The 25,296-nt window shown below is 35.0% G+C and carries 21 protein-coding genes and 1 tRNA gene; 15 read left to right on the forward strand and 7 right to left on the reverse strand.

From position 1 onward, the window contains the following. Positions 1 to 8 precede the first annotated feature (8 nt). Positions 9 to 1,274: a sugar MFS transporter gene (locus DET49_RS08525; RefSeq protein ID WP_133547674.1), complete on the reverse strand. Its 1,266-nt coding sequence runs from the start codon at positions 1,272 to 1,274 to the stop codon at positions 9 to 11. A 390-nt stretch (positions 1,275 to 1,664) separates the two neighbouring features. On the opposite strand from DET49_RS08525, the gene lepA reads away from it, so the two are divergent. Together lepA and DET49_RS08535 are read left to right on the forward strand one after the other, a co-directional pair. Then, on the forward strand, positions 1,665 to 3,461 hold the full coding sequence (gene lepA, locus DET49_RS08530; protein WP_133547675.1) for a translation elongation factor 4: 1,797 nt from the start codon (positions 1,665 to 1,667) through the stop codon (positions 3,459 to 3,461). 114 nt (positions 3,462 to 3,575) lie between these two features. Further along, positions 3,576 to 4,337, forward strand: coding sequence for a YebC/PmpR family DNA-binding transcriptional regulator (locus DET49_RS08535; RefSeq protein WP_133547676.1), 762 nt, complete (start codon positions 3,576 to 3,578; stop codon positions 4,335 to 4,337). On the opposite strand, the gene DET49_RS08540 is transcribed toward DET49_RS08535, so the two are convergent. Then, entirely contained in the window at positions 4,334 to 6,253 is a 1,920-nt protein-coding gene (locus tag DET49_RS08540; protein WP_133547677.1) for a cation:proton antiporter, read from the reverse strand. The genes DET49_RS08535 and DET49_RS08540 overlap by 4 nt on opposite strands. 189 nt (positions 6,254 to 6,442) lie before the next feature. Between DET49_RS08540 and DET49_RS08545 the strand changes: the two genes are divergently transcribed. From DET49_RS08545 to DET49_RS08570, 6 genes are all read left to right on the forward strand, one after another. Beyond that, positions 6,443 to 8,041, forward strand: coding sequence for a cation:proton antiporter (locus DET49_RS08545; RefSeq protein WP_133547678.1), 1,599 nt, complete (start codon positions 6,443 to 6,445; stop codon positions 8,039 to 8,041). 288 nt (positions 8,042 to 8,329) lie between these two features. Next, positions 8,330 to 9,193 carry an MBL fold metallo-hydrolase gene (locus tag DET49_RS08550; protein ID WP_133547679.1) on the forward strand — a complete coding sequence of 288 codons (864 nt, stop codon included), beginning with the start codon at positions 8,330 to 8,332 and terminating at the stop codon, positions 9,191 to 9,193. A gap of 49 nt (positions 9,194 to 9,242) precedes the next feature. Then, on the forward strand, positions 9,243 to 10,916 hold the full coding sequence (locus DET49_RS08555) for a S8 family peptidase (protein ID WP_133547680.1): 1,674 nt from the start codon (positions 9,243 to 9,245) through the stop codon (positions 10,914 to 10,916). Positions 10,917 to 10,952: 36 nt separating this feature from the next. Then, positions 10,953 to 12,797 carry a M1 family metallopeptidase gene (locus tag DET49_RS08560; protein WP_133547681.1) on the forward strand — a complete coding sequence of 615 codons (1,845 nt, stop codon included), beginning with the start codon at positions 10,953 to 10,955 and terminating at the stop codon, positions 12,795 to 12,797. Positions 12,798 to 12,931: 134 nt separating this feature from the next. Further along, positions 12,932 to 13,306, forward strand: coding sequence for a ribonuclease P protein component (gene rnpA, locus DET49_RS08565; protein ID WP_133547682.1), 375 nt, complete (start codon positions 12,932 to 12,934; stop codon positions 13,304 to 13,306). 39 nt (positions 13,307 to 13,345) lie between these two features. Then, positions 13,346 to 14,980, forward strand: a complete 1,635-nt coding sequence (locus DET49_RS08570) for a S41 family peptidase (protein WP_133547683.1) — start codon at positions 13,346 to 13,348, stop codon at positions 14,978 to 14,980. Here DET49_RS08570 and DET49_RS08575 read toward each other — a convergent pair whose 3' ends face one another. Together DET49_RS08575 and rpiB are read right to left on the reverse strand one after the other, a co-directional pair. Beyond that, complete coding sequence (locus DET49_RS08575; RefSeq protein ID WP_133547684.1) at positions 14,981 to 15,418, reverse strand: GNAT family N-acetyltransferase; 438 nt, start codon at positions 15,416 to 15,418, stop codon at positions 14,981 to 14,983. Positions 15,419 to 15,560: 142 nt separating this feature from the next. Then, the gene (gene rpiB, locus DET49_RS08580; RefSeq protein ID WP_133547685.1) at positions 15,561 to 15,995 is read right to left on the reverse strand and encodes a ribose 5-phosphate isomerase B; all 435 of its coding nucleotides are present in this window, start codon (positions 15,993 to 15,995) and stop codon (positions 15,561 to 15,563) included. 1,110 nt (positions 15,996 to 17,105) lie between these two features. Here rpiB and rnr point away from each other — a divergent pair. Genes rnr through DET49_RS08595 form a run of 3 tightly spaced genes read left to right on the forward strand, consistent with a single transcriptional unit; the run spans position 17,106 to position 20,714 of the window. Further along, the gene (gene rnr / locus DET49_RS08585) at positions 17,106 to 19,310 is read left to right on the forward strand and encodes a ribonuclease R (protein WP_133547686.1); all 2,205 of its coding nucleotides are present in this window, start codon (positions 17,106 to 17,108) and stop codon (positions 19,308 to 19,310) included. A gap of 6 nt (positions 19,311 to 19,316) precedes the next feature. Further along, on the forward strand, positions 19,317 to 19,991 hold the full coding sequence (locus DET49_RS08590) for a head GIN domain-containing protein (protein ID WP_133547687.1): 675 nt from the start codon (positions 19,317 to 19,319) through the stop codon (positions 19,989 to 19,991). A 30-nt stretch (positions 19,992 to 20,021) separates the two neighbouring features. Beyond that, positions 20,022 to 20,714 carry a LysE family translocator gene (locus tag DET49_RS08595; protein WP_133547688.1) on the forward strand — a complete coding sequence of 231 codons (693 nt, stop codon included), beginning with the start codon at positions 20,022 to 20,024 and terminating at the stop codon, positions 20,712 to 20,714. A 118-nt stretch (positions 20,715 to 20,832) separates the two neighbouring features. Here the strand turns inward: DET49_RS08595 and DET49_RS08600 are convergent. The 3 genes from DET49_RS08600 to DET49_RS08610 form a co-directional block, all read right to left on the reverse strand. Beyond that, a tRNA-Cys gene (locus tag DET49_RS08600) sits at positions 20,833 to 20,903 on the reverse strand. Between the two features lie 141 nt (positions 20,904 to 21,044). Next, complete coding sequence (gene folB, locus DET49_RS08605) at positions 21,045 to 21,401, reverse strand: dihydroneopterin aldolase (RefSeq protein ID WP_133547689.1); 357 nt, start codon at positions 21,399 to 21,401, stop codon at positions 21,045 to 21,047. 49 nt (positions 21,402 to 21,450) lie between these two features. After that, complete coding sequence (locus DET49_RS08610; RefSeq protein WP_133547690.1) at positions 21,451 to 22,167, reverse strand: ZIP family metal transporter; 717 nt, start codon at positions 22,165 to 22,167, stop codon at positions 21,451 to 21,453. Positions 22,168 to 22,362: 195 nt separating this feature from the next. Between DET49_RS08610 and DET49_RS08615 the strand changes: the two genes are divergently transcribed. From DET49_RS08615 to DET49_RS08630, 4 genes are all read left to right on the forward strand, one after another. Further along, positions 22,363 to 24,039 carry a glutamine--tRNA ligase/YqeY domain fusion protein gene (locus tag DET49_RS08615; protein WP_133547691.1) on the forward strand — a complete coding sequence of 559 codons (1,677 nt, stop codon included), beginning with the start codon at positions 22,363 to 22,365 and terminating at the stop codon, positions 24,037 to 24,039. Between the two features lie 139 nt (positions 24,040 to 24,178). After that, positions 24,179 to 24,553, forward strand: coding sequence for a YtxH domain-containing protein (locus tag DET49_RS08620; protein ID WP_133547692.1), 375 nt, complete (start codon positions 24,179 to 24,181; stop codon positions 24,551 to 24,553). A 7-nt stretch (positions 24,554 to 24,560) separates the two neighbouring features. Further along, positions 24,561 to 24,911, forward strand: coding sequence for a phage holin family protein (locus tag DET49_RS08625; RefSeq protein ID WP_133547693.1), 351 nt, complete (start codon positions 24,561 to 24,563; stop codon positions 24,909 to 24,911). Positions 24,912 to 24,916: 5 nt separating this feature from the next. Continuing rightward, the gene (locus tag DET49_RS08630) at positions 24,917 to 25,150 is read left to right on the forward strand and encodes a DUF6327 family protein (RefSeq protein ID WP_133547694.1); all 234 of its coding nucleotides are present in this window, start codon (positions 24,917 to 24,919) and stop codon (positions 25,148 to 25,150) included. The last annotated feature ends 146 nt before the right edge of the window (positions 25,151 to 25,296 follow it).

The raw sequence follows: 25,296 nt of genomic DNA on the forward strand, positions 1-25,296 counted from the left end.
TTTACTTTTTATTTGATTTTGTGTCCTTTTACCGCGAAATAAAGAATAAAAAGATAACAGGGAATCAGCACCCAATAGGCATCCTGAGGATTCCATTCTTCTGCCAGTGCTCCATAAGCAAGTGGAATAATTGCACCCCCAGCAATACCCATCACCAAAAGTGAGGAGGCCGCCTTTGTAAATCTACCAACATCTGCTAAAGCCATAGGCCATATTGCAGGCCACATTAATGAATTTGCCAATCCTAACAATGCTATGAAAGCCAGTGATACATACCCACCAGTAAAAATAGCCAATATGGAGAATGCTATTCCGACCACGGCAGATATTTTTAAGGCATTCTCCTGGGTGATCAGTTTTGGAATACTAATTATACCCAGAATATATCCTATCACCATGGCAACCATAGTTCCGGTAGCAAAATATTTTGCAGTTGTTAGAGCTATACCCTGGGAAACCCCATAACTTATAATACTATCTGCAGCTATAACTTCGACCCCAACATAAAGAAAAAGTGCTATTACACCCAGAATTACATGGGGAAAATCAAAAACACTTTTCTTGCCAGCATTGGTCAATGAAAGATTCTCATCTTCTTCATCCGTATCTATTTCTGGCAAGCTAGATTTGTACACCCAAAGCGCTAAAAGCAATAAAACGATTATAATGCCAATATATGGTGGAATAACCCTGAGGGCCATTTCATTCAGTTCGTTTATTCTCTCTGCTGTGGTTAAATTGGCTATTTCAGACTGTAATTCGTCTGCTTTTTCAAGTTGTAAAAAAAACCCGATTAATATAGGCGCTATAGCCCCAGCAAGTTTATTACAAATCCCCATTATACTAATTCTTTTCGCAGCGCTTTCAGCGGGTCCTACAATTGTCACATAGGGGTTGGAAGCCGTCTGTAGAATAGCAAGTCCACTACCCATAACAAATAATCCAGAAAGAAAAAGAAAATATGTTCTAGTAATAGCTGCGGGAATAAAAAGAAGGGCTCCTATAGCCATAATTACCAGAGCTACGGACATTCCTTTTTTAAAACCCAGTTTATTCAGCGTACGGGTGGAAAGGGGGGCCATGACCACATACGCGATATAGAAGGCAAATGTCACAAAAAATGATTGAAATTTGGTTAGTTCACAGGCAATCTCCAAATATGGGATTAAAAGAGAATTCAGCCAGGTCACAAATCCGAATATGAAAAATAAGGCCCCGATTATAATAATCGATCTACTGGTGTTATTCTGGTTAGTTACGGTTTCAGAAGCCATAGAAATTTATCTTAAATTATTGTTTGTTTTTATTTTTAGCTAAACCCAATGTCCTTTCAGTAAATTTCCTTTTAACAAGTCTACAAGTTAAATTCTAAAAAAGAAAAACTCCCAAGCCTTATAACCTACTGAGAATAATCTGACAAAGTTGTCTATTACAAAAAAAAGAAACTTTTTTACAATTTATATATACTTAAGTAACTTTTTTTATTATTAACTAAAAGATTGCTTATTTTTTATTTAAAGACTTTTAAGAAAATAGGTTTCCATATTCGTAGTTCTTTCAATTCTTATATTCTATCTTTCTTTTTAGGACTATGAAATAAACTATATTTGTAAACTTAAATTTGTTGATTACTATTTAAGTAATTCAATCATTAAAAATAACCGATGAAGCATATAAGAAACTTCTGTATAATCGCTCATATTGACCATGGAAAAAGCACCTTGGCGGATCGCCTGTTGGATTTCACTGGTTCTGTTACCGATCGTGAAAAACAAGAACAACTCTTAGATAGTATGGACTTGGAACGTGAGCGTGGTATTACCATAAAAAGCCACGCTATACAGATGGATTATGAGTTTGAAGGTGAAAAATATGTTTTAAACCTTATTGATACCCCAGGACACGTAGATTTTTCTTATGAAGTTTCTCGCTCTATCGCTGCTTGTGAAGGAGCTCTATTGGTTGTAGATGCAGCTCAAAGTATACAGGCACAAACCATTTCAAATCTCTATCTCGCCCTGGAAAATGACCTTGAAATCATCCCAGTACTTAATAAAGTGGATTTACCCAGTGCTAATCCAGAAGTGGTGAGCGACGATATTGTAGATCTTCTTGGTTGTGAACATTCCGATATTATTCCTGCCAGCGCAAAAACCGGTTTGGGAATTGAAGAGATATTAGCGGCGATTATTACTCGAGTACCGCCTCCAAGTGGAAAAGTAGATGCACCATTAAGAGCTTTAATTTTTGATTCGGTTTACAACCCGTTTCGTGGTGTAGAAACCTATTTTAGGGTCATCAACGGCTCTATTAAAAAAGGCCAGAATATAAAATTTGTAGCCACGGACAAAAATTATTTTGCCGATGAGGTTGGAACACTTCGTTTAAAGCAATTTCCTAGACAGGAAATTAAAACAGGTGACGTAGGTTACTTAATTACAGGAATTAAAGATGCCCGAGAAGTAAAAGTTGGTGATACTATTACGGATGCTAAAAATCCTACTACTGAAGCTGTTGCCGGTTTTGAAGATGTAAAACCAATGGTTTTTGCTGGTATTTATCCAGTGGACACCGAAGATTATGAAGAACTAAGAAGTTCTATGGAAAAACTTCAGCTAAACGATGCTTCATTAGTTTTTTTACCGGAAAGTTCTGCTGCGTTAGGTTTTGGTTTCCGTTGTGGATTTTTAGGTATGCTTCACCTGGAAATTATTCAGGAACGCCTGGAACGTGAGTTTGATATGACGGTAATCACCACCGTTCCTAACGTATCCTACCATGCCTTTACTAACAAAAATCCTGATGATTTAATTCTGGTTAATAATCCTTCAGATTTACCAGAACCATCTTCATTAAATCGGGTTGAAGAACCTTATATTAAAGCTACTATTATCACAAAATCTGATTATGTCGGAAATGTAATGTCGCTTTGTATCGAAAAAAGGGGAGAAATTACGAATCAGACCTATCTCACCACAGAGAGGGTTGAACTTACTTTTGATATGCCCCTGGCGGAAATAGTTTTTGACTTTTACGACAGATTAAAAACGGTATCCAGAGGTTATGCTTCTTTTGATTATTCGCCAATAGGAATGCGGCAGTCAAAACTGGTGAAAGTGGATGTCCTGCTCAACGGTAACATCGTAGATGCCCTTTCTGCCCTACTTCACGTAGATAATGCCTACGATATAGGGAAGAAAATGTGTGAAAAGCTGAAAGAGTTGATTCCAAGACAACAATTTGATATTCCAATCCAGGCAGCAATTGGTGCAAAAATTATTGCCAGAGAAACCGTTAAAGCACTTCGAAAAGATGTTACTGCCAAATGTTACGGAGGGGATATCTCCCGTAAACGAAAACTTCTGGAAAAGCAGAAAAAAGGTAAAAAGCGTATGCGCCAGGTAGGTAATGTGGAAATACCACAAGAGGCCTTTATGGCCGTTTTGAAGCTGAATGACTAGAATTTTAAGTTTCAATATTTAATTACAAAAACCTCACAGCCATATGTGGGGTTTTTTGATTTTCTACATTTTCTTATTTTTGTGAATCTACCAATTAAAGAAAACGCAACTACAATGGCTGGACATAGTAAATGGGCGAATATAAAACACCGAAAAGGCGCTCAGGATAAAAAGCGTGCTAAACAGTTTACACGTGCAATTAAAGAGATTAACGTTGCTGTAAAAGAAGGTGGTGGTCCAGATCCAGAAGCCAATTCTACACTCCGGAACGCGATTTCAAATGCAAAAGGGGTGAATATGCCCAAAGATACCATAGAACGCGCTATAAAGAAAGCTAGTGGTGCCGATGCCGATAATTATGAGCTGGTCACTTTTGAAGGCTATGGTCCCAACGGAATTGCTTTTTTTATTGAATGTACTACCGATAATACTAACAGAACCGTAGCTTCAGTTCGCTCTACATTTTCAAAAAATGGAGGAAACCTAGGTACCAATGGGTCATTAGAATTCCTTTTCGATAAGAAAGGGGTTTTTACTATAGAAAGAGAAAAGATTGAAATGAATCTGGAAGAATTTGAACTGGAACTTATTGAAGGCGGTGCCTCAACAATTGAAAAAGAGAAAGATTATATTACCATCTATACAGATTTTAATGATTTTGGATTGATGTCTTCAAAATTAGAAGCCTTGAAAACAGAAGTAAAATCTTCCGAAGTACAACGAATACCCCTAAATACTGTAAAGTTACCAGTGGAGGATGCAAAAAAAATATTGAATCTTGTTGAAAAATTTGAAGATGATGACGATGTTCAAAATGTGTATCATAATATGGAAATCACGGACGAACTAATAGAAGAAATGCAACAGGAAGATTAAGTCTTGCTCTGTTCGTTTTGTTCTTTCTCCTTGTTGATATCTTCTTGGGCTTCTTCTTGGTCAATGGTATCTTTATAATCTTCTTCTGCTTTTTCTTCACGTTGAATTTTCTTACCTAGATATATCAGCTGGTAATTCTCTTCAATTTCAACTTCAGAACTGTGAGAAGGAATTATTGTAAGGTCTCCTTCTTCCGTTTTAACAAAAAGCGGAATGATATCTCCATCGGTTTTGGAGATTTCTATAAGTCCTTCATAATGCTCCTTGCTATTAAGGGTAATTTCATGAATTTTCGGGTAATTTCTGGAAACTTCGGTTAATTTTATGTAATCATCTGTGTGGGAAAATAAGCCTTCTGTTGGATTTTTCTCCGGATTATTCATTTCATCTGAAGTGATTATCCTGAATGAACCATTTTCTCCAAATTGTTTTTTGAATTTTGTGATAGCTGTTTTGTTAATATCACTATTTCCGGTCATTGCCATAAGGTAACCAATATCATTGAGTTCAATATTATTCATCAAATCATCAGCATAAACACTCCCCTCAATTGCATCAATACCCAGCTTCCTGGCTTTCAATACATTATCAGAATTATTATCCAATAATACCACGTGCCGATTATTATCGTGTAAATATTTCCCTATTAATCTGGATATAGATGATGCGCCTATAATTAAAATTCCTTGTGAATCTTTAATGAATACTCCAACAAGTTTGGCGAAAATTCTTGCCGTTGCAGCATTTAATAAAACCGAACAAAGCACGATCATAAAAACTAATGGAGTGATATATTCGGCTCCTTCAACACCTTCCCTTGCCAGTCTTAAACCAAACAAAGAAGCGATCCCAGCAGCCACAATACCACGCGGGCCAACCCAGCTTATAAAGGCTATTTCGTTAATCTTTAAGCCTGAACCCAAGGAGCTTAAAATAACCCCCATTGGCCTAATTAGTAACGCAACAACTCCAAAAAGTATAAGGGAATTCCAGTTAAAAACCAGTAAAAGTTCTTCAATTTCGATATTTGCCGCCAATAGTATAAATAGAATTGAAATTAATAAAACGCTGAGCGATTCCTTAAAATAAAGCAACTCTTTAATGTTTGGTAATTTTTGATTTCCCATTACCATTCCCATAATAACTACTGCTAAAAGTCCGCTTTCATGAGCAAACATATCTGCCAGGACAAAAACTCCCAAAACGGTGGCAAGGATGAAGACATTAAGTAAGTAATGCGGAATAATCTGGCGTTTTATCAAAAATGCCAGCAGATGAGCAAAAGTAAACCCGAAGGTAAATCCAAAAAGTAAAATCTTACCGAATTCAATGAGTGCTGTTTGAGTAAAATCCTGGCCACCTTCAACCCTAATAAACTCAAACATCAACACTGATATAAGTGCCCCTATAGGATCAATAAGGATTCCTTCCCATTTTAATATAGAGGAAACATGAGTTTTTAATGGAATGTTACGTAAAATTGGCGTAATAACGGTAGGCCCAGTAACAATAATTAATGCCGAAAATAAAAAAGAAATTTGCCAGCTAAGGCCAAAAATAAAGTGTGCAGCCAATCCTGCACCAGTAAAAGTAACTACAGTACCAACGCTAATTAATTTTAAAATAACAGGACCAACATTCCCAATTTCACCTTTTCTTAAAGTGAGCCCACCTTCAAAAAGAATAATAGAAATTGCGAGAGATACAAAATAAAAAAGACTTTCACCAGGGAAAATACCTTCAACCCCATTCCAAATAGGTTCAACCCACTTGGTTCCATCTTCGCTAAATAAGGTAGAGAGTGGTCCTACTAAAAGACCTATTAATATAAGTGGTAAAATTGCAGGGGTTTTAATTTTCCAGGCCAACCATTGAGCAAGGATCCCAAGTATAACCAAACTTGCCAGTTCTAACATGCGTACATTTTTTGAGCTATTAATTGCTATTTACAAAAATAACCTGATTTAATGGCAATGATAGGCGGAATTCAAGCTTTTTATTTCAAAATAATTATTTATTTTATTTATACTTAATTTAATATTATTTATTCAGAAGAATACTTAATATTATAAATAATTTGTATCAGATATTCTAATTTGATTAAAATGGAAGAGTTAAGTATTCTTAATTTATTGATCATTTTACTCAGCGCCTGGTTGGCGGGATCGGCAGCAAAAAAACTGGGATATCCCGCAATCTTAGGTGAACTGGTAGTAGGTATTATTCTGGGCCCTGCATTCCTTGGTTTGCTGGAAACATCGGAAATGATTAGCGTTCTGGCCGAAGTTGGTGTCATCCTACTTATGGTTTATATAGGTATGGAAATTAATTTTCATGACCTAGGTAAAGCTTCCTGGCCCGGGCTTTTAGCCGCTATAGGTGGCTTCGTAGTTCCATTTATCTTGGGATATTACACCATTATCTACTTTGATGGAACACAAATGGCAGCCATTTTTGTTGCTATTGCAGTAGCTGTAACTTCTTTAGCGACTAAAAGTCGAATTTTAGTAGATCTAAAACTTCTAAATACCAGGATTGCCTATGTTCTTATGGCCGGAGCTCTAATTTCTGATACACTTGCCTTAGTTATTTTTGCTGGAATCGTAAGTTATGTTGAGGCCGGGAGTATAGATACTTTAGGACTAGTCTGGGTTGCTGGTAAAGCCATTTTATTCTTTGTGTTTACTGCACTTGCAGGAATTTACCTATTACCTCTTCTGGGTAAATATTTAACAAATTCAAAAATCAACAGCCGAACACTGCATTTTACAATGATTCTGATTATTGTTCTGGGTTTTTCTGAATTAGCAGAAATTTCGGGATTACATAGTATTTTAGGAGCTTTTATGGCTGGTTTATTTATTCGGGACGGGGTATTTAATCGTCAAATTTCGAAGGATATCAACCATATTTTTCACGATATTTCTATAGGCTTTTTAGCACCTATATTTTTCGTTTCCGCAGGTTTTGAAGTTACCCTGGAGGTTTTTCAAACAGATCTGGCTATGCTTATCGTAGTAACCCTGATAGCTATGGCAGGTAAAATTTTCGGTACTGCAATATTCTATCTTCCCAGCGGTTATGGCTGGCGAGAAGGTATAGCGGTGGGAACCGGAATGAACGGTCGTGGTGCTGTAGAAATAATTATTGCGGGAATTGGCTTACAAATGGGAATTATAACCAGTGAAATCTTCTCTATCCTTGTTTTTATGGCCATCTTTACCACACTTACAGTTCCTCTTTTATTAACGTGGACAACCACCTGGTTAAGGAATCGCAACGAGCTTGTATACCAGGAATCCAGAAGCGGTTATATCATTTTAGGAGCAAATCCGCTTGGTTTGTATATGGCAAAACACCTCCAGGATAATAAAGAGGTAGTAATTATTGACGCGAACCGAGAAATGGTTGTAGAAGCTAGAAAACAGGGTTTCAACAGTTTATACGGTAATGTTTTAAAAGAAGAAACCCTGGAAGATGCTAGGGCCATCGAAAAAGGTACTTTTATCGCCCTTACCGGAAATAGCGAAATAAATTTCCTTGCAGCACAATTGGCCGATGATTTGTTTTATATTCCGAACAAGATTGTACTGGTAGCTCCAAATGAAACCGGCACTGATGTAAATATGCTGGATAAAATTAACGCAACTTCCCTTTTTGCAAATAGAACTGAATTAAAACCCTGGGCAAAAAAAAATCAGTAACGGAGATTTCAAAGAAAAAACACTGAAAATTAGTGCGGAAATCACGACACGTCAGTGGGTGAAAGAGCATAAAGTTGATGAAAATTCAATTTTACCATTTTTTATTATCAATACAGAGGGTATAAAAAGGCCTTTCCATTTCAACGATACAATTCAAGATGGAGAAAAAGTAATTTACCTTGAATAGTAAAAATTTTAAGCATTTAGGTTTTGAAATTAACTGCTAACAGAATTTTAGCAATGCATGTTTTTTGCTTTTAGTAATTTGCAGAACCTAAAGCAATTCTTATGAAATTATATCCTATAGAATCAGGTAATTTTAAACTTGATGGAGGGGCAATGTTTGGCGTGGTTCCAAAAAGTCTATGGAAAAGGACAAATCCGGCAGATTCAAATAATATGATAGATATGGCCGCGCGTTGCCTACTGATAGAAGATGGTGATAAACTCATTCTTATAGATACCGGGATGGGGGATAAACAAAGTGATAAATTCTTCGGTTATTATTATCCTTGGGGTGAACATTCTTTAGACAAGTCCCTCAAAAAACACGGCTTTCATCGAGATGAGGTTACCGATATTTTTCTCACCCATTTGCATTTTGACCATTGTGGTGGCGCCATAAAATGGAATGAGAATAGAACAGGCTATGAAACGGCTTTTAAAAATGCAAAATTCTGGAGCAATATAGATCACTGGAAATGGGCTACTGAGCCCAATGCTCGGGAAAAAGCATCTTTTTTAAAGGAAAATATACTTCCTATGGAAGAAAGCGGACAACTTCATTTTTTAGAAAGAAAAGAGAACCAAAACTTTATCGACTCTTCAGAGTTTAATTTTGGCGTGTTGTTTGTAGATGGACATACAGATAAACAAATGATTCCGCATATTCAGTATAAAGATAAAACCGTGGTTTTTATGGCCGATTTGCTACCCACTGCAGGCCATATTCCTTTACCCTATGTAATGGGCTTTGATACCAGGCCCCTGTTAACTTTAACCGAAAAGGAAGCATTTTTAAAACGAGCTGCAGATAAAGGTTATTATTTGTTTCTTGAACATGATGCCAACAACGAAATTATCAGCTTAAAAAATACCGAAAAAGGTGTAAGGTTAGACAAAACCTTTACTTTTAATGAACTTTTTAATTAATTATAATTCAGTTATTAATTCACATTTTTGAAAAAATAAATAAACAATAATGAAAATACCCTTTTTAAAATCCGCATTTACAATAGGAAGCGCGATTATTTTAGCTTCCTGCGGAAGTAGTGCTCCTAAAATAGTTTCTACCCCAATTGAAAACATAGATTCTATTCCCCTAAAAATTACTGATCTTTCTGAAGCCCAACTAAAAGGCTGGGGTGGTGCTGATCTTATAAATGATACTATACCAGGAATGAGCGTAAAAAAGGCTTATTCGGAAATAATTAAAAACCAAAAAGGTGATAAAACTATAGTAGCAGTTATTGACAGCGGTGTGGATATTGAACACGAAGATCTCGATGGGGTAATTTGGACCAATTCTGATGAAATTCCAGCTAACGGAAAGGATGATGATAATAACGGCTATATAGACGATATGCATGGTTGGAACTTTCTAGGAAAGGCTGTGGAAGAAAATCTAGAGTTTACTCGTATCTATAGACGCTTAAAACCTAAGTATGAAGGAAAAACCGCAAGTTCAATAAGTACTGCAGACCGTGCTGAATTTATTCAATACCAGGAAGCAAAGGCGGAATACGAAAAAGTATATGAGGAAACTATTCAGAATAGAAACCAATACCAGCAAATTAAAAAACAATTGGTTGCTGCACATCAGGCAGTTTCTTCCCAATTAGGTAAAGAAGATTATACCAAAGAAGAACTGAATAATATGGAAGCATCAGGACAATTGGCTCAATATAAGGCGATGTTACAGCAAATTCAGAATAATGTCAGCGAAAATATTCCCGAAGCATTAGAGGAACTAGATGAAGGTATTGAATATTTTGCTCATCGCTTAGATACTCACTTAAACTTAGATTTAAATGGGCGTGCACAAGTAGGTGATGATCCTTACGATATTACAGATACTGATTATGGTAATGCTAACGTTATGGGGCCTTCTAACGATAAGAAAGATATTAAACACGGTACTCACGTGGCGGGAATTATCGCAGCAGAAAGAAATAATAATATCGGTATAAATGGCGTAACCAATAATGCTGAAATTATGGTACTGCGTGCTGTACCTGATGGAGATGAATATGACAAAGATATTGCTCTGGCTATTCGGTACGCTGTAGATAATGGTGCAGAAGTAATTAATACCAGTTTTGGGAAATATTTTTCTTCAAATCCGGAATGGGTTATTAACGCCATTGAATATGCAGCTGCAAACGATGTTTTAATTGTAAATGCGGGTGGCAATGAAGGTATTAATTTAGATGAAGATACCGTTTATCCCAACGATCAAACTCCAGAAGACACTGAGGAAATTTCAGATAATTTTTTAACTGTTGGGGCTTTAAATTATGAATATGGAGCAAATCTGGTTGCCGATTTCTCCAATTACGGAAAGAGAAATGTCGATGTTTTCGCTCCTGGTACTAAAATTTGGTCTACCACACCAAACAACGAATATGAATTCTTACAAGGAACTTCTATGGCTTCACCAGCAGTTGCTGGTGTAGCGGCTATTATTCGTTCTTTTTATCCTAAATTAAGTGCTGCACAGGTAAAACAAATTATTATAGACAGCGGTTTAACCACCAATGCTGAAGTAATTGTTGGAGGTGATAGAAATAATACCCAAAAATTTAAAGACTTATCTACTTCAGGGAAAATGGTAAATTTATATAATGCTCTTATTTTAGCTTCACAAACAAAATAGTATTCAATTAATCTTTGAACTTAAAACCACAAATAAATGAAGAAACTATTATTAAGCCTGGGCCTTGTTGTGAGTACCTTCTGCGGTGCCCAAAACAACACCAGCTACTGGCAACAGCACGTAGATTATACAATGGATGTCGAAATGAATGTTGAAAATTATCAATATGACGGTTCTCAGGAATTGGTTTATACCAACAATTCACCAGATACCTTAAATCGTGTTTTTTACCATTTGTACTTTAATGCTTTTCAACCGGGAAGTGAAATGGACGTACGTTCACGAACCATTAAAGATCCAGATAGAAGGGTAGGTGACCGTATTTCAAAATTAAGCGAGTCAGAACAAGGATATTTAAAGGTCCTAAGTCTTAACCAAAACGGAAATAAAATTTCTTTTGAAGAGGTAGGTACCGTTTTGGAAGTGGAGCTTGATGAACCTATTTTACCAGGAGAAAAGACCACTTTTAATATGGAATTTGAAGGTCAGGTGCCAGTACAAATTCGCCGTTCGGGGAGAAACAGCGCAGAAGGAGTAGCGCTTTCTATGAGCCAGTGGTTTCCTAAAATGGCAGAATATGATTTTGAAGGGTGGCATGCAACGCCTTACATAGGTCGTGAGTTTCACGGGGTTTGGGGAGATTTTGACGTAAAAATCACGCTTGATAAAGCCTATACTGTGGCCGCATCAGGCTACCTACAAAATCCTGAAGAAATTGGGCACGGCTATACCGACCAGGAAGTAGAAACAAAGGCAGACACACATACCTGGCATTTTATAGCACCCGAAGTTCACGATTTTACCTGGGCAGCAGATCCTGATTATATTCACGATAAAAGAATTGCTGAGGACGGAACTATTCTTCACTTTTTCTACCAGGACGATGAAGAAATAATTGAAAACTGGAAAAAACTTCAAGAGAAAACTGAAGAGCTATTATTATTTTTTAATAAAAATATAGGCCCATATCCTTGGGATCAATATTCAGTAGTACAGGGCGGAGATGGTGGAATGGAATATGCTATGCTTACCCTAATTACAGGAGAACGTAGCTTTCCCAGCCTTGTTGGTGTAACCGCGCACGAACTGGCTCACGCATGGTTTCAGCATTTAATGGCAACTAATGAGAGCAAATATGAATGGATGGATGAAGGATTTACCAGCTATATCTCTAGCATAGCGATGAACCAAGTTATGGAAACCTATGCTGAAAATCCTCATACTGGCTCTTATCGAGGATACTTACAATTGGCAAATTCTGGTGTAGAACAACCGCAAACCACTCAAGCCGATCGTTATGCTTTAAATGCTGCTTATGGTGCTTCCGCTTACTCTAAAGGAGCCGTATTTTTAGCTCAATTAGGATATATAATTGGTGAAGAAAATCTTGACAAAACCTTAAAACGTTATTACGATAAGTGGAAATTTAAACATCCAACACCGAACGATTTTATTAGAATTGCCGAAAAAGTTTCCGGAGCTGAACTGGAATGGTATTTAAACGACTGGACGCGTACTACAGCAACTATAGACTACGGAATCAAAGAAGTTATTGAGGCCGATGAGAACTCCACTAAAGTAATCTTAGAGCGTCACAATCTTATGCCAATGCCGATAGATTTAACTGTTAGGTATACCAATGGCCAAGAAGAAGAGATATACATACCGTTACAAATGATGCGTTGGGAAAAACCCTCAGATCACGAAAATTGGACGGTAGCTGAAGATTGGGCCTGGGCTTATCCTACTTACGATTTAAAGATCGATAAACCGCTTAACGAGATAGAAAGTATAGAAATAGACGAATCTCAGTTAATGGCAGATGTCAATAGAGATAACAATCTATACACCGCTCAAGAAACTTCAGAAGTACAGGAATAATATTCTATTATTATTTTAAATAAACCTCACAAGTTTAAAAATTTGTGAGGTTTTTTAATTTATGGGTACTAAAAATTAAAAACAAGTTTAAGTTGAGGGTAGTACAATTGATATAATCAGCTTACTTTTGAGCTATGGATGAAAGTTTTGGAAAAAACGAAAAATTAAAGAGCAAAAAACTAATCGATATTTTGTTTCATGGTGGAAAATCAGTTAAAAAATATCCATTAAAACTTATCTATCTTCCTATCACAAATCCCGAAATTTCCAATTTTAAAATTGGTGTTTCAGTTCCTAAAAAACTTGTAAAAACCGCAGTTGGCCGCAACCGAATTAAACGACTGATGCGGGAAGCTTTCAGAAAAAATAAGTATCTTGTAACCAATAACTTGCCACAACCATATGCCTTGATGTTTATTTATATTTCCAGGGATGAAATTAATTTGGAAAATCTAAATAAGACGATGATTAAGATAATGGAAAAATTTATAGAAGAGGAAGTGAAGTAGCTCTGATTTCTTTATCAACTTGCTTAAAAATATTGAAAAATGAAAAAGAAACTCACCAAAAGGATAGCGCTAATTTGTCTGGGGGTTACGCTAATATTCAGCAGTTTTGGTTTTAAATCCGATTTTTTTGAAATCGCCAAACAAATTGAAATCTTTACCACGCTTTTTAAGGAAATCAATATGAACTATGTTGATGAAACAAACCCTGCTTCTTTGATGGATACAGCAATTAAAGCGATGCTCAACGATTTAGATCCTTATACCAATTACTGGAATGAACAGGATGTTGAAGCAGCCCGGATCAATAATTCTGGTGAATATAGTGGTATTGGTGCTACCGTCCAGGTTACAGAGGATGCTTTATTAATCATGGAACCTTATAAAGGTTACCCTGCCGATAAAGCTGGTTTAAAAGCTGGTGACGAAATTATTGAAATTGAAGGAATAAAAGTAGTAGAGTATAAAGATAATGTCGGAGAACTACTAAATGGCTCTCCGGATTCTAAAATAAATATTAAATATCGTCGCCAGGGAGAAATACAAACTACCAAACTTATCCGTAATGCTATTAAATTAAAAGCAGTGCCGTTTTATAGACTTTTGGATGAAAAAACCGGGTATATTGTACTTTCTCGCTTTAATGCGAAAGCCTATTCCGAAACAGTTAATGCGCTAAAAGATTTAAAAAATCAGGGTGCTGAAGAAATTATTGTGGATCTTAGGGGAAATCCTGGTGGTTTATTAACCGAAGCCATAAAGGTCTGTAATATTTTCCTTCCCAAAGGAGAGTTGATTACCACAACAGAATCAGTTATTGAAAAATATAATAAGGCATATCATACTCAAAAGGAACCTCTAGATACACAAATTCCATTAGTTATTTTAGTTAATGGTCGAAGTGCTTCAGCAAGTGAAATTGTTGCTGGAGCAATTCAGGATTTGGATAGGGGTGTAATAGTAGGTGCCCGAAGCTTTGGGAAGGGGCTTGTTCAGCGGCCTAAAGAGCTTGCTTATGGTACTCAATTAAAAATTACAATTTCCCGATATTATACGCCTAGTGGAAGATGTATCCAGGCCATGAATTATGCTGAAAGGGATAAAGAAGGTAATGCCATAAAAAGATCGATTGATGATTATAATGAATTTAAAACTCGAAACGGACGTAGTGTCTATGACGGCGGTGGAATTGCTCCTGATGTAAAAATGCAAACTTCAGAATTTAGTCCTATTACTAAGGCATTGCTTTCTAAAAATGCTATTTTCGATTTTGCTACTGAATATTATTATAAAAATGAAGTAAAAAATCCAGAAGCTTTTGAATTCACTGAAGCAGATTTCAACAATTTCAAATCATTTTTGAAATCTACAAATTTTAGCTTTCAAACGGCAATTGAAACAGAATTGGAAGAACTTTTAACTACCGCTTCTAAAGAGGGTTATGAACAGGAAATTTTGGATCATTATAAAAGCATTTCTACTGAAATGGAGTCACAAAAAAAGCAACAATTAGACAATAAAAAGGATGAAATAATAAGTTTATTAACCGATGAGATTATTAAACGCTATTTCTATAAGGAAGGTTTGTATGAATATTATATAAATCATAATCCCGAAATCCTGGAAGCCAAGGCTATTTTAAATAATACCCATAGGTATTCACAAATTTTGCAGTAATTATTTTACCATCGCTATATGTGGAATTCCATCTTCCAGATAACCTTCACCAATTTGCATAAAACCATGGTTTTCATAGAAATCAGTTAGGTATTGTTGGGCAGAGAGTTTAATATTTTTAGTTTTAAAACGCTCCTCAATAGCTAAAATTGAAGCCTTTAATATTAGATGACCGTAGGCATTCTTTCTTTCCGTTTCTTTTACTAAAACCCGGCCAATTGCAGCTTCTTCAAAATAAAATCCTTTATCAAAACAACGGGTGTAAGCGATTACTTTACCAGCCTTTATTCCTAAAACGTGAAGTGCTTTTTCATCTTTCCCATCTATATCCTGGTAAACACAATTCTGTTCCACAACGAAAACTTCGGAACGAAGTTGCAATACCTGGTAAAGTTCTTCAAGACTAAGTTCATTGAAATTTTTTATAAGAATATCCATATATTCAAATCAAATTTAGTTCTGAATTTAAAAAGGCTTATATAATTTACATATTATTGAAATCACTAATCATTCAAGAACTTTTGGCCTAAACCTAAAAAAGTATAAATAATCTATTATCCATTTATAACCAATTTATTTATTAGTTCTCAACAGGAATTTTGTCTACTCGCTTTTGATGCCTTCCACCTTCAAAAGAGGTTTCTAAGAAAATTTTCACCATATCTAGTGCCTGATGTTCGGACACAAAACGGGCTGGAATACTTAATATATTTGCATTATTATGCTCACGAGCAAGCTTGGTGATCTCACCTGTCCAGCATAAGGCCGAACGAACCCCCTGGTGTTTATTGGCTGTCATATTTGCACCATTACCGCTTCCACATATGATAATTCCAAAATCTACCTTTTGGTTTTCAACATCATCGGCCACTGGATGCACAAAATCCGGGTAATCTACGCTGTCGTTACTATTGGTACCATAGTTAATAACTTCTATACCCCTGTTTTTTAAGTAATCCACTACCTTTTTCTTGTATCCGGTACCGGCATGATCGTTTCCAATTGCAATTTTCATAATTAAAATTTTAACTGCTGCAAAGGTAAAAAAAGCACTTAGTAACCACACAGTTTTTAATTGTTAATTACTTTTTTAATATCCTTAAAAATCAAGTCTTTAGTATTGACAAAGGATTGTGGATAAGCATTGATCAGAAACTGAGAAACTTATTTGTGTTATCCATTTTAAATTTCAATAGCAAAATATTGCCGGAATAATCAAATTATAAGTTTGTTATTTATGGACAAGTTATAAGCATAGAATAAGAGGTTATGAACAGTGAATTATATTTCAGTTATCCAGATTAGATAATAAAGTTTGATTATTAACTTTTGTTAAGTAAATATTAAAATAGTAAGATTTTCAGTTCTTTAGAACTTTAGAAGTATGTTAATAAGTTGTTATCAAATCAATTTAAAGTAGAATCCAAAGAAAGCTTTAAAAAATTGTTCTACAAGTTAACAGCCTATAATAATCATCAGTTTTAATTTTTATAAAAAGAAGAAAAAGATGAATTAATATATAATGTTAATAACATTTAGTTGCATGAACTAAAATACAAATTTATGTTTTGAATATTTTAGAGGGTATTTTATAGGCTTGGATATGAAATTAAATAGTCTAAAAAATATTTTTTTACTTGTACATTTAGTTTAAAAATCTGTTTTACAGATTTTTAAACTAATTAATATAGTAAATTTCTTTTTCAGTAGAACCTATACTATTCTCCATGTAAAGTCGAGCAGATTGTACATTTACCTGGTTTTTCCTATTAAGAGATAGATTAATCGAAGCGATAAAACCTATTAATCCAAGGAGAAAAATAAAGAAAAAAAGAAGCGATATTTTTCTAGCTTTATTCATAGCATGCTGATATTCATATATTACAAAGGTGAGAATAAAGTGTATTTTAAATCTTAAATTAAAATTAATAAAAAATTAAGAATTAGATGTAATTTTATTGTGGTAGAAGCAAGAAACGAGGGTTTTTACCCTGTAGCACCCAAACGTTAATTAAATATTAAAATTTATTTCTTTTATCTAATTTTCCCTGCGCTTAACAAAACTTTAATTCCAAATGGATGTCATGTAATGCAGAAGCCGTAATTTTATACTTTAAATATTGAAATGAGTAAAAAGAATAAAAATAAATCCCAATTACAGGGTGATCTTTCTAGAAGCATTACAGATATTCTTAGAAAGGAACCTGGAAAAACCTTTAATCATAAACAAATTGCCGCTAAACTTGGTGTTAATGATGCCACAAGCAGAAATAATATCATTAAAAAACTAGCCCAATTGGCTGCTAAAAAACAGATTGAAGAAGAGGATCGGGGAAAATTTAAAATAAGTAAGAGTAACGATTATTATCGGGCCGTAATAGATATGACCACAAAAGGTTATGCCTATGCACTGGTGGATGAATTAAACGATGATGTTTTTATTTCAGCTAGAGATTTAAACACTGCTTTTAACGGTGATGAAGTAGAAATTTATATCTATAACCGCAAACGCAATAAAAAATCAGAAGGAGAAGTAACTAAAATTTTAAAGCGTAAGAGAACTGAATTTGTTGGTGTTCTGGATATGCAAAAGGATTTTGGGTTCGTGGTTATAGGCGATCCAAAAATGTATACAGATGTTTTTGTGCAGAAAAATAAAATGGGCAATGCACAAAATGGTGATAAAGTAGTTGTAGAAATTGAAGAATGGCCTGAAAAAGCCGATTCCCCTTTTGGGAAAATAATTCAGGTGTTAGGTACTCCAGGCGAGCATAATACTGAAATACATTCTATCCTGGCTCAATATGGTTTACCCCATGAATTTCCTAAGGAAATAGAGGATTTTGCCAATCAAATAGATACTTCCATTCTGCCTGAAGAAATCAAAAGGAGAAGGGATATGCGGGATGTTCTAACCTTTACTATAGATCCTGCAGATGCTAAGGATTTTGATGATGCCTTGAGTTTTCAGAAATTGAAAAATGGAAATATTGAAATTGGAATACATATCGCTGATGTTGCCCATTATTTGCAACCGGGTACTATTCTAGATGATGAAGCATACGAACGCGCAACTTCAGTTTATCTAGTGGATCGTGTAGTACCAATGTTGCCAGAGGTTCTTTCTAATAATGCTTGTTCACTTCGGCCTAATGAAGAGAAATATACGTTTTCAGCAGTTTTCGAACTTGATAGAAACAATAAAGTTGTGAATGAATGGTTTGGTAGAACTGTTACTTATTCGGACGCCAGGTTTTCCTATGAAGAAGCTCAACAAATTATTGAAAATGAAAATGGTGAAATTCCTGAAGAAATTTCTATTCAGGATAAAGCTTACACGGTTAAAAAAGAAATTGTAGAGGCCATATTAATTATGAATAAAATGGCAAAAAAGATGCGATCATCAAGGATGCGTCAGGGTGCTATTTCTTTTGATAAAGTTGAAGTTAAATTTCAATTAGATGAAGAAAACGAACCTATAGGCGTTTATTTCAAAACCGCTAAAGATGCCAATAAACTTATTGAGGAATTTATGCTTTTAGCTAACCGAAAAGTAGCTGAATTCATAGGAAAAAGAGAAGAAAAGAAAACCTTTATTTATCGTTGCCACGATGAACCCGATGAAGAAAAACTAGTTTCTTTAAATAGTCTGGTTTCCAGGTTTGGTCATGGATTAAATCTTAAGAACAGGAAAACTGTTTCATCTTCTCTAAACAAGTTACTCCAAGACGTTCAGGGTAAAAAGGAACAAAATTTAGTAGATACCCTTGCTATAAGAACAATGAGCAAAGCTTATTATGGTACACAGAATATTGGTCATTACGGCTTGGCTTTCGATTATTATTCACATTTTACCTCCCCAATTAGAAGATATCCAGATGTTATGGTACATCGTTTATTGCAGCGTTATCTTGATGACCAACCTTCTGCGAAAGAAGAGGAATATGACCAAAAATGTCATCATACCAGTGAAATGGAAAATCTTTCTTCTAATGCAGAAAGAGATTCTATAAAATATATGCAGGTGAAATTTATGCTTGATCACCAGGATAAGGAATTTGTTGGAGTGATTTCTGGAGTAACAGATTTCGGGATCTTTGTGGAAATTGTGGAAAACAAATGTGAAGGAATGATTCGTTTACGGGATATTAAAGGGGATCATTATGATTTTGATGCAGAAAATTATGCTATTGTAGGTAGAAAGACCAAAAAGACTTATCAGCTAGGAGATGAAGTAATTGTAAAGGTTAAAAATGCGGACTTAGTCAAAAGGCAGTTGGATTTTATTCTAATCGGTAAAAACGACAATCAAGCAGGCTATTTAAATTAAGCAAAAATGAAAACATTTTTTTTTATATTCTTTATAATGAGTGCAGGCATAGTGAGTGCTCAGGAACTTACCAAGGATTTGGAAGAATTCACGGAAATTAAGGTTTACAATGGATTAAATGTTATTTTAAAAGAAGCAAACCAGAATAGGGCCGTAGTTAATGGTAAAAACCGAAATGATATTATTTTTAAAAACGATGAAGGAGTTCTTAAATTAAGAATGAGTATTGATGAAATCCTTGATGAAAAGGATAATACCAAAATAACAATTTTTTTTAAAAACCTGAATAAAATTGATGGGCACCAAAATTCATCCATTTTTGTCGATTCTAAGTTCAAACAAAACTTTCTTCATTTAAACGTTTCAGAAGGTTCTGAAATTTTTTCTAATGTTAATCTTAATAAACTTTATGTAGATGCCAATACCGGAGGCGTAATAGAAGTGGAGGGAAAAACGGATGCCCAGGAAATAAACATTAATACTGGTGGAAAATTCTATGGTAAAAACCTAAAGTCTAAAGAAGTTAAGATAAGCATCAAAGCCGGTGGTGCTGCTGATATTTCGGCCAGCGAGATTGTAGATGCAAAGGTTAGAGCAGGAGGGACAGTAAATGTGTATGGAAATCCTAAGACAATAGAAAAGAGTATTTTATTCGGGGGTAAAATAATTAGGAAAAACTAAAAGTCTACATTTGTAAAATAATGCAATTGTATGTTTCAGGATGTATTAGCAGCCCTACCTTTAGGTCTTTTTTTAGCGTTTTTATTAGGTCCGGTTTTCTTTGTACTTCTGGAGACTGCTGCTATAAAAGGCTTTAGAGCGGCCTTTGCATTTGATTTAGGGGTTATTGTTGCAGATATTATCTTCTTGTTTGTCGCTTATTTAAGTACTACCAAACTACTTGCCAGTATTAAAGATGATCCTGCTCTATTCATATTTGGAGGTATGATTCTAGCCACATATGGTGTTATGAGCTTTGTACAGACCAAAAAAGTGTTGCGACAGGATGATGATACACCAGAGATAAGAAAGCTGAGTAAGAGCGATTATTTTGGATTAGCTGTTAAAGGATTTTTACTGAATTTCATCAATATTGGTGTCCTGGGATTTTGGTTGGGGTTAATTATCATTTTTGGTCCAAAATTAGAAATGGAAGAAAATCGAATAATGGTTTTTTTCGGAAGCGTGCTGGGTACTTACCTCGTATTAGATATTTTTAAGATTTTACTGGCCAAGAAATTGAACAGAAAACTTACACCAAATCGTATCTATATAATGAAAAAGGGCATTAGTGTTTTGCTGATTGTTTTTGGTGGAATGCTTATTTTCCAGGGCCTTTTTCCTTCCCAGGTTGACGAGATTAAAGACCAAATTGAAACTATTACCCCAAACGATACCATTTAAAATTAATTATTAAAAAGCCTTCGTAGGATAGTTTTTATGTAAGGTCTTTCAACGTATTAATGCCAATACTACTCTGGTTTATTAAAAAAGCCCCTTACAGAGAAGGAGCTTTTTTCTGAGGCATCGAGCGGATTCGAACCGCTGTACAAGGTTTTGCAGACCTCTGCCTAGCCACTCGGCCACGATGCCAATTTTAAGGGTTGGCAAATGTAATAAAAATTTTAAGTTTAAAAAATAAAACTAATAAGTGCTATTGAGTAATTTTTAGGTTAAAAAATAATTAGAAATTTCTTCAATATAGTTTCTGAAATATACACTAATTGAAAAGAATTAACGTGTTTTACTTCTAATAACGCTGACCATAGCTACATTACCTCCAATTGGGGGATTGATTTTTGAAACTTCCACCTTAATTTTTTGCACTAAAATGATTTCATCCAAAACGCGGTTTAAGATACGCTCGGCTACGTGCTCCAGAAGTTTAGACCTTACAGCCATTTCCTCTTTTACTATTTTATTTAGATGAACATAATCTATAGTATCTGCTAAAGCATCGGTTTTAGCAGAATTGGATAGATCTCCTTTCACTTTAAGGTTCACACGATAATCACTGCCGATTTTTCCTTCTTCGTCAAGGCAGCCGTGATAAGAAAAAACCTTGATATTTTTCAATTTTATACTTCCCAAAAGAATGTTTTTCGCAAAGATAAGCTGGCAGACGCTTTATCACAATTTATTAATGGATTAGTTTGTCGCCTATGATTCCTATTAGAAAACCAAGGTTTGCTCCCAGAGCTGGTAACCAATGTTTTTTTAATCGTACATCGGGAGCGATGTCTTGAAAAATTAAATATAAAATTCCACCACTGGCAAAGGTCATAATTCCGGCGGTAATTTTAGGTAGATCCCGGAGTAGATAATATCCTGTCGTAGCTCCAATGATGCCCATAAAACTCAAAAGGAATAGGATGGTTAAAGCTTTCTTGGTCCTATATCCGTTTGCAATAAGATCCTGGTAAGAATTAAAAGATTCAGGTAAATTTTGGAGGCCTATAAAAATTGCCAACAACAATCCGGTTTGTTTATCGGTAGCAAAAATAGCTCCCAATGCGAGAGCTTCCGGAATAAAATCTAGTAACATTGCAATTAGCTGAGATAATTTACTTCCAGATTTTTCTATTTTTTTGTCTAAATAAAAGAAAATTAGAGTTCCAGCGCTGAAACATAGAATTAAGGGCAAAAGACTTAATTTTTCCATTCCTTTTGGAATTAAAACCAATGCTAATGCTGCAAGAATAATACCGCCACCAAGAGCAATTACAAAATGATTAAGTTCCTTTTTTTGTTTATTTCTTTTAGAAATTTTTGCATAGTAATAAGCTAAAATACCTCCTATAAAAACGGTCATTCCTGAAAAAGCGGAGAAAATAATTATTTGTAATACTTCGGGCATTGTTGATTTTAGATATATTGAGAATAAAAGTAAATATATTATTCTTGTATGCCAAAGCTTGGGCTTGACGACCTAATTTTTGGTAACTTTGTATATTATTCCCACAAGGGGTGTAAAAAATTTTGGGCTTTGCTCAGAATTAAAAATAATGTCTGATTAAACCTCAATTCAGGAGGTTATAGATTTTAATAAATTATGGTTGAAGAAAAAAGATCACTCAATTTTATTGAGCAAATTATAGAAGAAGACCTTCAAACTACTTATAAAAAGGAAGATTTAAAATTCAGGTTTCCACCTGAACCTAATGGCTACCTCCATATAGGGCATGCTTCTTCAATTTGTTTGAACTTTGGTCTAGGAGAGAAATATAATGCCCCTGTAAATCTTAGGTTTGACGATACTAATCCTATAAAAGAAGAACAAGAGTTTGTAGATGCCATAAAAGAAGATGTGCTGTGGCTTGGATATAAATGGGAGAAAGAGTGTTACGCTTCTGATTATTTTCAGCAATTATATGACTGGGCTATGGAAATGATTAAAAACGGTGATGCTTATGTAGATAGTCAGACTTCAGAGCAAATAGCAGAACAAAAGGGGACTCCAACCCAAGCCGGTAAGGAAAGTCCGTTTAGAAATCGTTCCGTAGAAGAAAATTTGGAGCTTTTTATTAAAATGAAAAATGGAGAAACCCCCGAACGTGGCCATGTATTGCGCGCAAAAATCGACATGAACTCTCCAAATATGCTGATGCGAGATCCAGTGATGTACCGATGTTTGCATAAAAGACATCACCGTACTGATGATAACTGGAAGATCTATCCAATGTATGATTGGGCACATGGGGAGAGTGATTTTATTGAAAATATTTCGCATTCTTTTTGTACTCTTGAATTTTTACCACACCGTGAATTATACAATTGGTTTTTGGAAAAAGTAAGTGGTGAAGCTAAATTAAAGCCAAAACAACGAGAGTTTGCACGCCGAAATCTTAGTCATACTGTTGTAAGCAAGCGTAAGCTGATGCAATTGGTAGAAAAAAATGTGGTTAAATCTTGGGATGACCCGAGAATGCCAACAATATCAGGTTTAAGAAGAAGGGGCTATACACCGAATGCAATTCGGAAATTTGCTGATTCAATAGGTGTTGGTAAACGTGAAAATATGATAGATGTAGCACATCTAGAATTTTGTGCACGGGAGGATTTAAATAAAACCGCTCCGCGTGTTATGGGGGTATTAGATCCTGTGAAATTAGTGATCACCAATTATGAGGAAGGTAAAGAAGAGTGGCTAGAGGCTGAAAATAATCCCGAAGATGAGTCAGCCGGAAGCAGGGAAATTCCTTTTTCAAGAGATATTCTAATTGAAAAAGAGGATTTTAAAGAGAGCGCAAACAGAAAATTTTTCAGATTAACACTTGGTAAGGAAGTGAGGCTTAAGAATGCTTATATTATAAAAGGGGAAGAGGTAATAAAGGATTCCCAGGGAAATATAACTGAAATCCATTGTACTTACGATCCTAAAAGTAAAAGTGGGAGTGGGACCGAGGAATCTAAGAGAAAGGTGAAGGGAACTTTACATTGGGTCTCTGCAAAACATGCTTTAGAAGCCGAAATCAGACTTTATGATCGTTTGTTCAGCGTTGAAAACCCCGATGGAGATAAGGATAAGGATTATATGGAATTTATAAATCCAGATTCACTTGAGGTTATCAAAGCTTATGTAGAACCAAGTTTAAAATCGGCGGGAATCCAGGATAAATTTCAATTTCAGCGGATAGGATATTTTTGCGTGGATAAAGATTCAGAAGAAGGAAAACCTATTTTTAACCGTACGGTAACACTTAGAGATTCATGGTCAAAGAACAATTAACCTGTAATCCATTTGCTTAAGTGGCTTTTTAAGAATATTTTAGTAAAGGATTTTAACATATTAACCGGTTATTAACAGCCTAGCCTTGACTCATCTTGTATCTTTGGGTTTAGTATTAATTTAACAAATAAGAACTATTATGGCAAATACAGGAAGTACACTATTAGCATTAATTACCGGAGCTGCGATAGGTGCAGGAGTAGGTTTACTATATGCTCCAGATAGCGGAGAGAAAACCCGGAAAAAGCTTAAGGATGAGTCAAAAAAGGCTCAGGATAGATTAAATCAAAAATATACAGAAACCTCTTCGAACTTATCTGAAAAAGCTAAGAAAGCTCGTGTTGATTTTGAAGCACGGTTAGAAGAAACATTATCTTCAGCAAGCCATAAAGCGGATGATATTCTCAATGCAATGGAAACAAAATTAGAAGAGCTAAGAAAGCAAAATGCCAGACTTCAAAAAGAGGGTAAAGGCAATGATGACAAAGGCAAACCTAATAAAGCAGTAGTATAATATATTTATGGCATTTGAAAAACTATCCAGAAGTATTGACGAATTAAATTATAATTTAAAGGCATTTGCTCACAACAATGCTGAATATTATAAGCTTAAATTCTTTAAAAAAACTATGAAAGGGGCTATTGGTCTCGTTCAGGGTCTATTACTGGGTATTTTTTTTATTTTTGCCTTAATATTTATTTCTGTAGCAATTGCAATTGTTATTAGCGAAGCTATTGGATCACCAAGTTCCGGTTATTTTATCGTGGGCGGATTTTATTTTTTACTATTCCTTGGAATAGTATTTTTCGCAAAAAAACCTATTGAAAGGTTTCTTTTGGTTAAGGTTTCAAGAAAATTTTTTAAGGATTAATCACTATGAAGGAATATAGTTCATTCAAAGAAATAAATCGGGATTTGAAAATTCTGAAACTTCAAACCAAGATAGATCAGGAAGAGATTAAATTAAATATTGAGCGTACCAAAAGTGCACTATCACCTTTATCTCTTATAGGAAGTATGGCCGGATCAATTTTACAAAAGGCTTTTATTCTAAAGGCTGTAACTAAACTTACCGGATTAAAAAAGGTTACGGCTTCTATAAAGAATTAAAAAATCATTTTTAAAAAGGGTTTGAAAGTTAAAATTTTCAAACCTTTTTTTATTGTGTGCCGTGCATGGCGTATAACTCGACGGTGAAAGTCCGTTATGAGGGTTTATAGCTACCTATCATTAGCTAAGAGCAAGGGTGTCCACCG

Origin of the sequence: Salegentibacter sp. 24 (assembly GCF_004362395.1) — a bacterium.
Taxonomy (GTDB): domain Bacteria; phylum Bacteroidota; class Bacteroidia; order Flavobacteriales; family Flavobacteriaceae; genus Salegentibacter.

Excerpts from the sequence above, each read along its gene's own strand:
- DET49_RS08630 (WP_133547694.1), top strand. The coding sequence starts at position 24,917 with ATGAAGGAATATAGTTCATTCAAAGAAATAAATCGGGATTTGAAAATT.
- DET49_RS08570 (WP_133547683.1), top strand. The coding sequence starts at position 13,346 with ATGAAAAAGAAACTCACCAAAAGGATAGCGCTAATTTGTCTGGGGGTT.
- DET49_RS08575 (WP_133547684.1), bottom strand. The coding sequence starts at position 15,418 with ATGGATATTCTTATAAAAAATTTCAATGAACTTAGTCTTGAAGAACTT.
- DET49_RS08610 (WP_133547690.1), bottom strand. The coding sequence starts at position 22,167 with ATGCCCGAAGTATTACAAATAATTATTTTCTCCGCTTTTTCAGGAATG.
- DET49_RS08595 (WP_133547688.1), top strand. The coding sequence starts at position 20,022 with ATGTTTCAGGATGTATTAGCAGCCCTACCTTTAGGTCTTTTTTTAGCG.
- DET49_RS08625 (WP_133547693.1), top strand. The coding sequence starts at position 24,561 with ATGGCATTTGAAAAACTATCCAGAAGTATTGACGAATTAAATTATAAT.
- DET49_RS08590 (WP_133547687.1), top strand. The coding sequence starts at position 19,317 with ATGAAAACATTTTTTTTTATATTCTTTATAATGAGTGCAGGCATAGTG.
- rnr (WP_133547686.1), top strand. The coding sequence starts at position 17,106 with ATGAGTAAAAAGAATAAAAATAAATCCCAATTACAGGGTGATCTTTCT.
- DET49_RS08560 (WP_133547681.1), top strand. The coding sequence starts at position 10,953 with ATGAAGAAACTATTATTAAGCCTGGGCCTTGTTGTGAGTACCTTCTGC.
- lepA (WP_133547675.1), top strand. The coding sequence starts at position 1,665 with ATGAAGCATATAAGAAACTTCTGTATAATCGCTCATATTGACCATGGA.
- DET49_RS08620 (WP_133547692.1), top strand. The coding sequence starts at position 24,179 with ATGGCAAATACAGGAAGTACACTATTAGCATTAATTACCGGAGCTGCG.
- rnpA (WP_133547682.1), top strand. The coding sequence starts at position 12,932 with ATGGATGAAAGTTTTGGAAAAAACGAAAAATTAAAGAGCAAAAAACTA.
- DET49_RS08525 (WP_133547674.1), bottom strand. The coding sequence starts at position 1,274 with ATGGCTTCTGAAACCGTAACTAACCAGAATAACACCAGTAGATCGATT.
- DET49_RS08550 (WP_133547679.1), top strand. The coding sequence starts at position 8,330 with ATGAAATTATATCCTATAGAATCAGGTAATTTTAAACTTGATGGAGGG.
- DET49_RS08615 (WP_133547691.1), top strand. The coding sequence starts at position 22,363 with ATGGTTGAAGAAAAAAGATCACTCAATTTTATTGAGCAAATTATAGAA.
- DET49_RS08555 (WP_133547680.1), top strand. The coding sequence starts at position 9,243 with ATGAAAATACCCTTTTTAAAATCCGCATTTACAATAGGAAGCGCGATT.
- DET49_RS08540 (WP_133547677.1), bottom strand. The coding sequence starts at position 6,253 with ATGTTAGAACTGGCAAGTTTGGTTATACTTGGGATCCTTGCTCAATGG.
- DET49_RS08545 (WP_133547678.1), top strand. The coding sequence starts at position 6,443 with ATGGAAGAGTTAAGTATTCTTAATTTATTGATCATTTTACTCAGCGCC.
- rpiB (WP_133547685.1), bottom strand. The coding sequence starts at position 15,995 with ATGAAAATTGCAATTGGAAACGATCATGCCGGTACCGGATACAAGAAA.
- DET49_RS08535 (WP_133547676.1), top strand. The coding sequence starts at position 3,576 with ATGGCTGGACATAGTAAATGGGCGAATATAAAACACCGAAAAGGCGCT.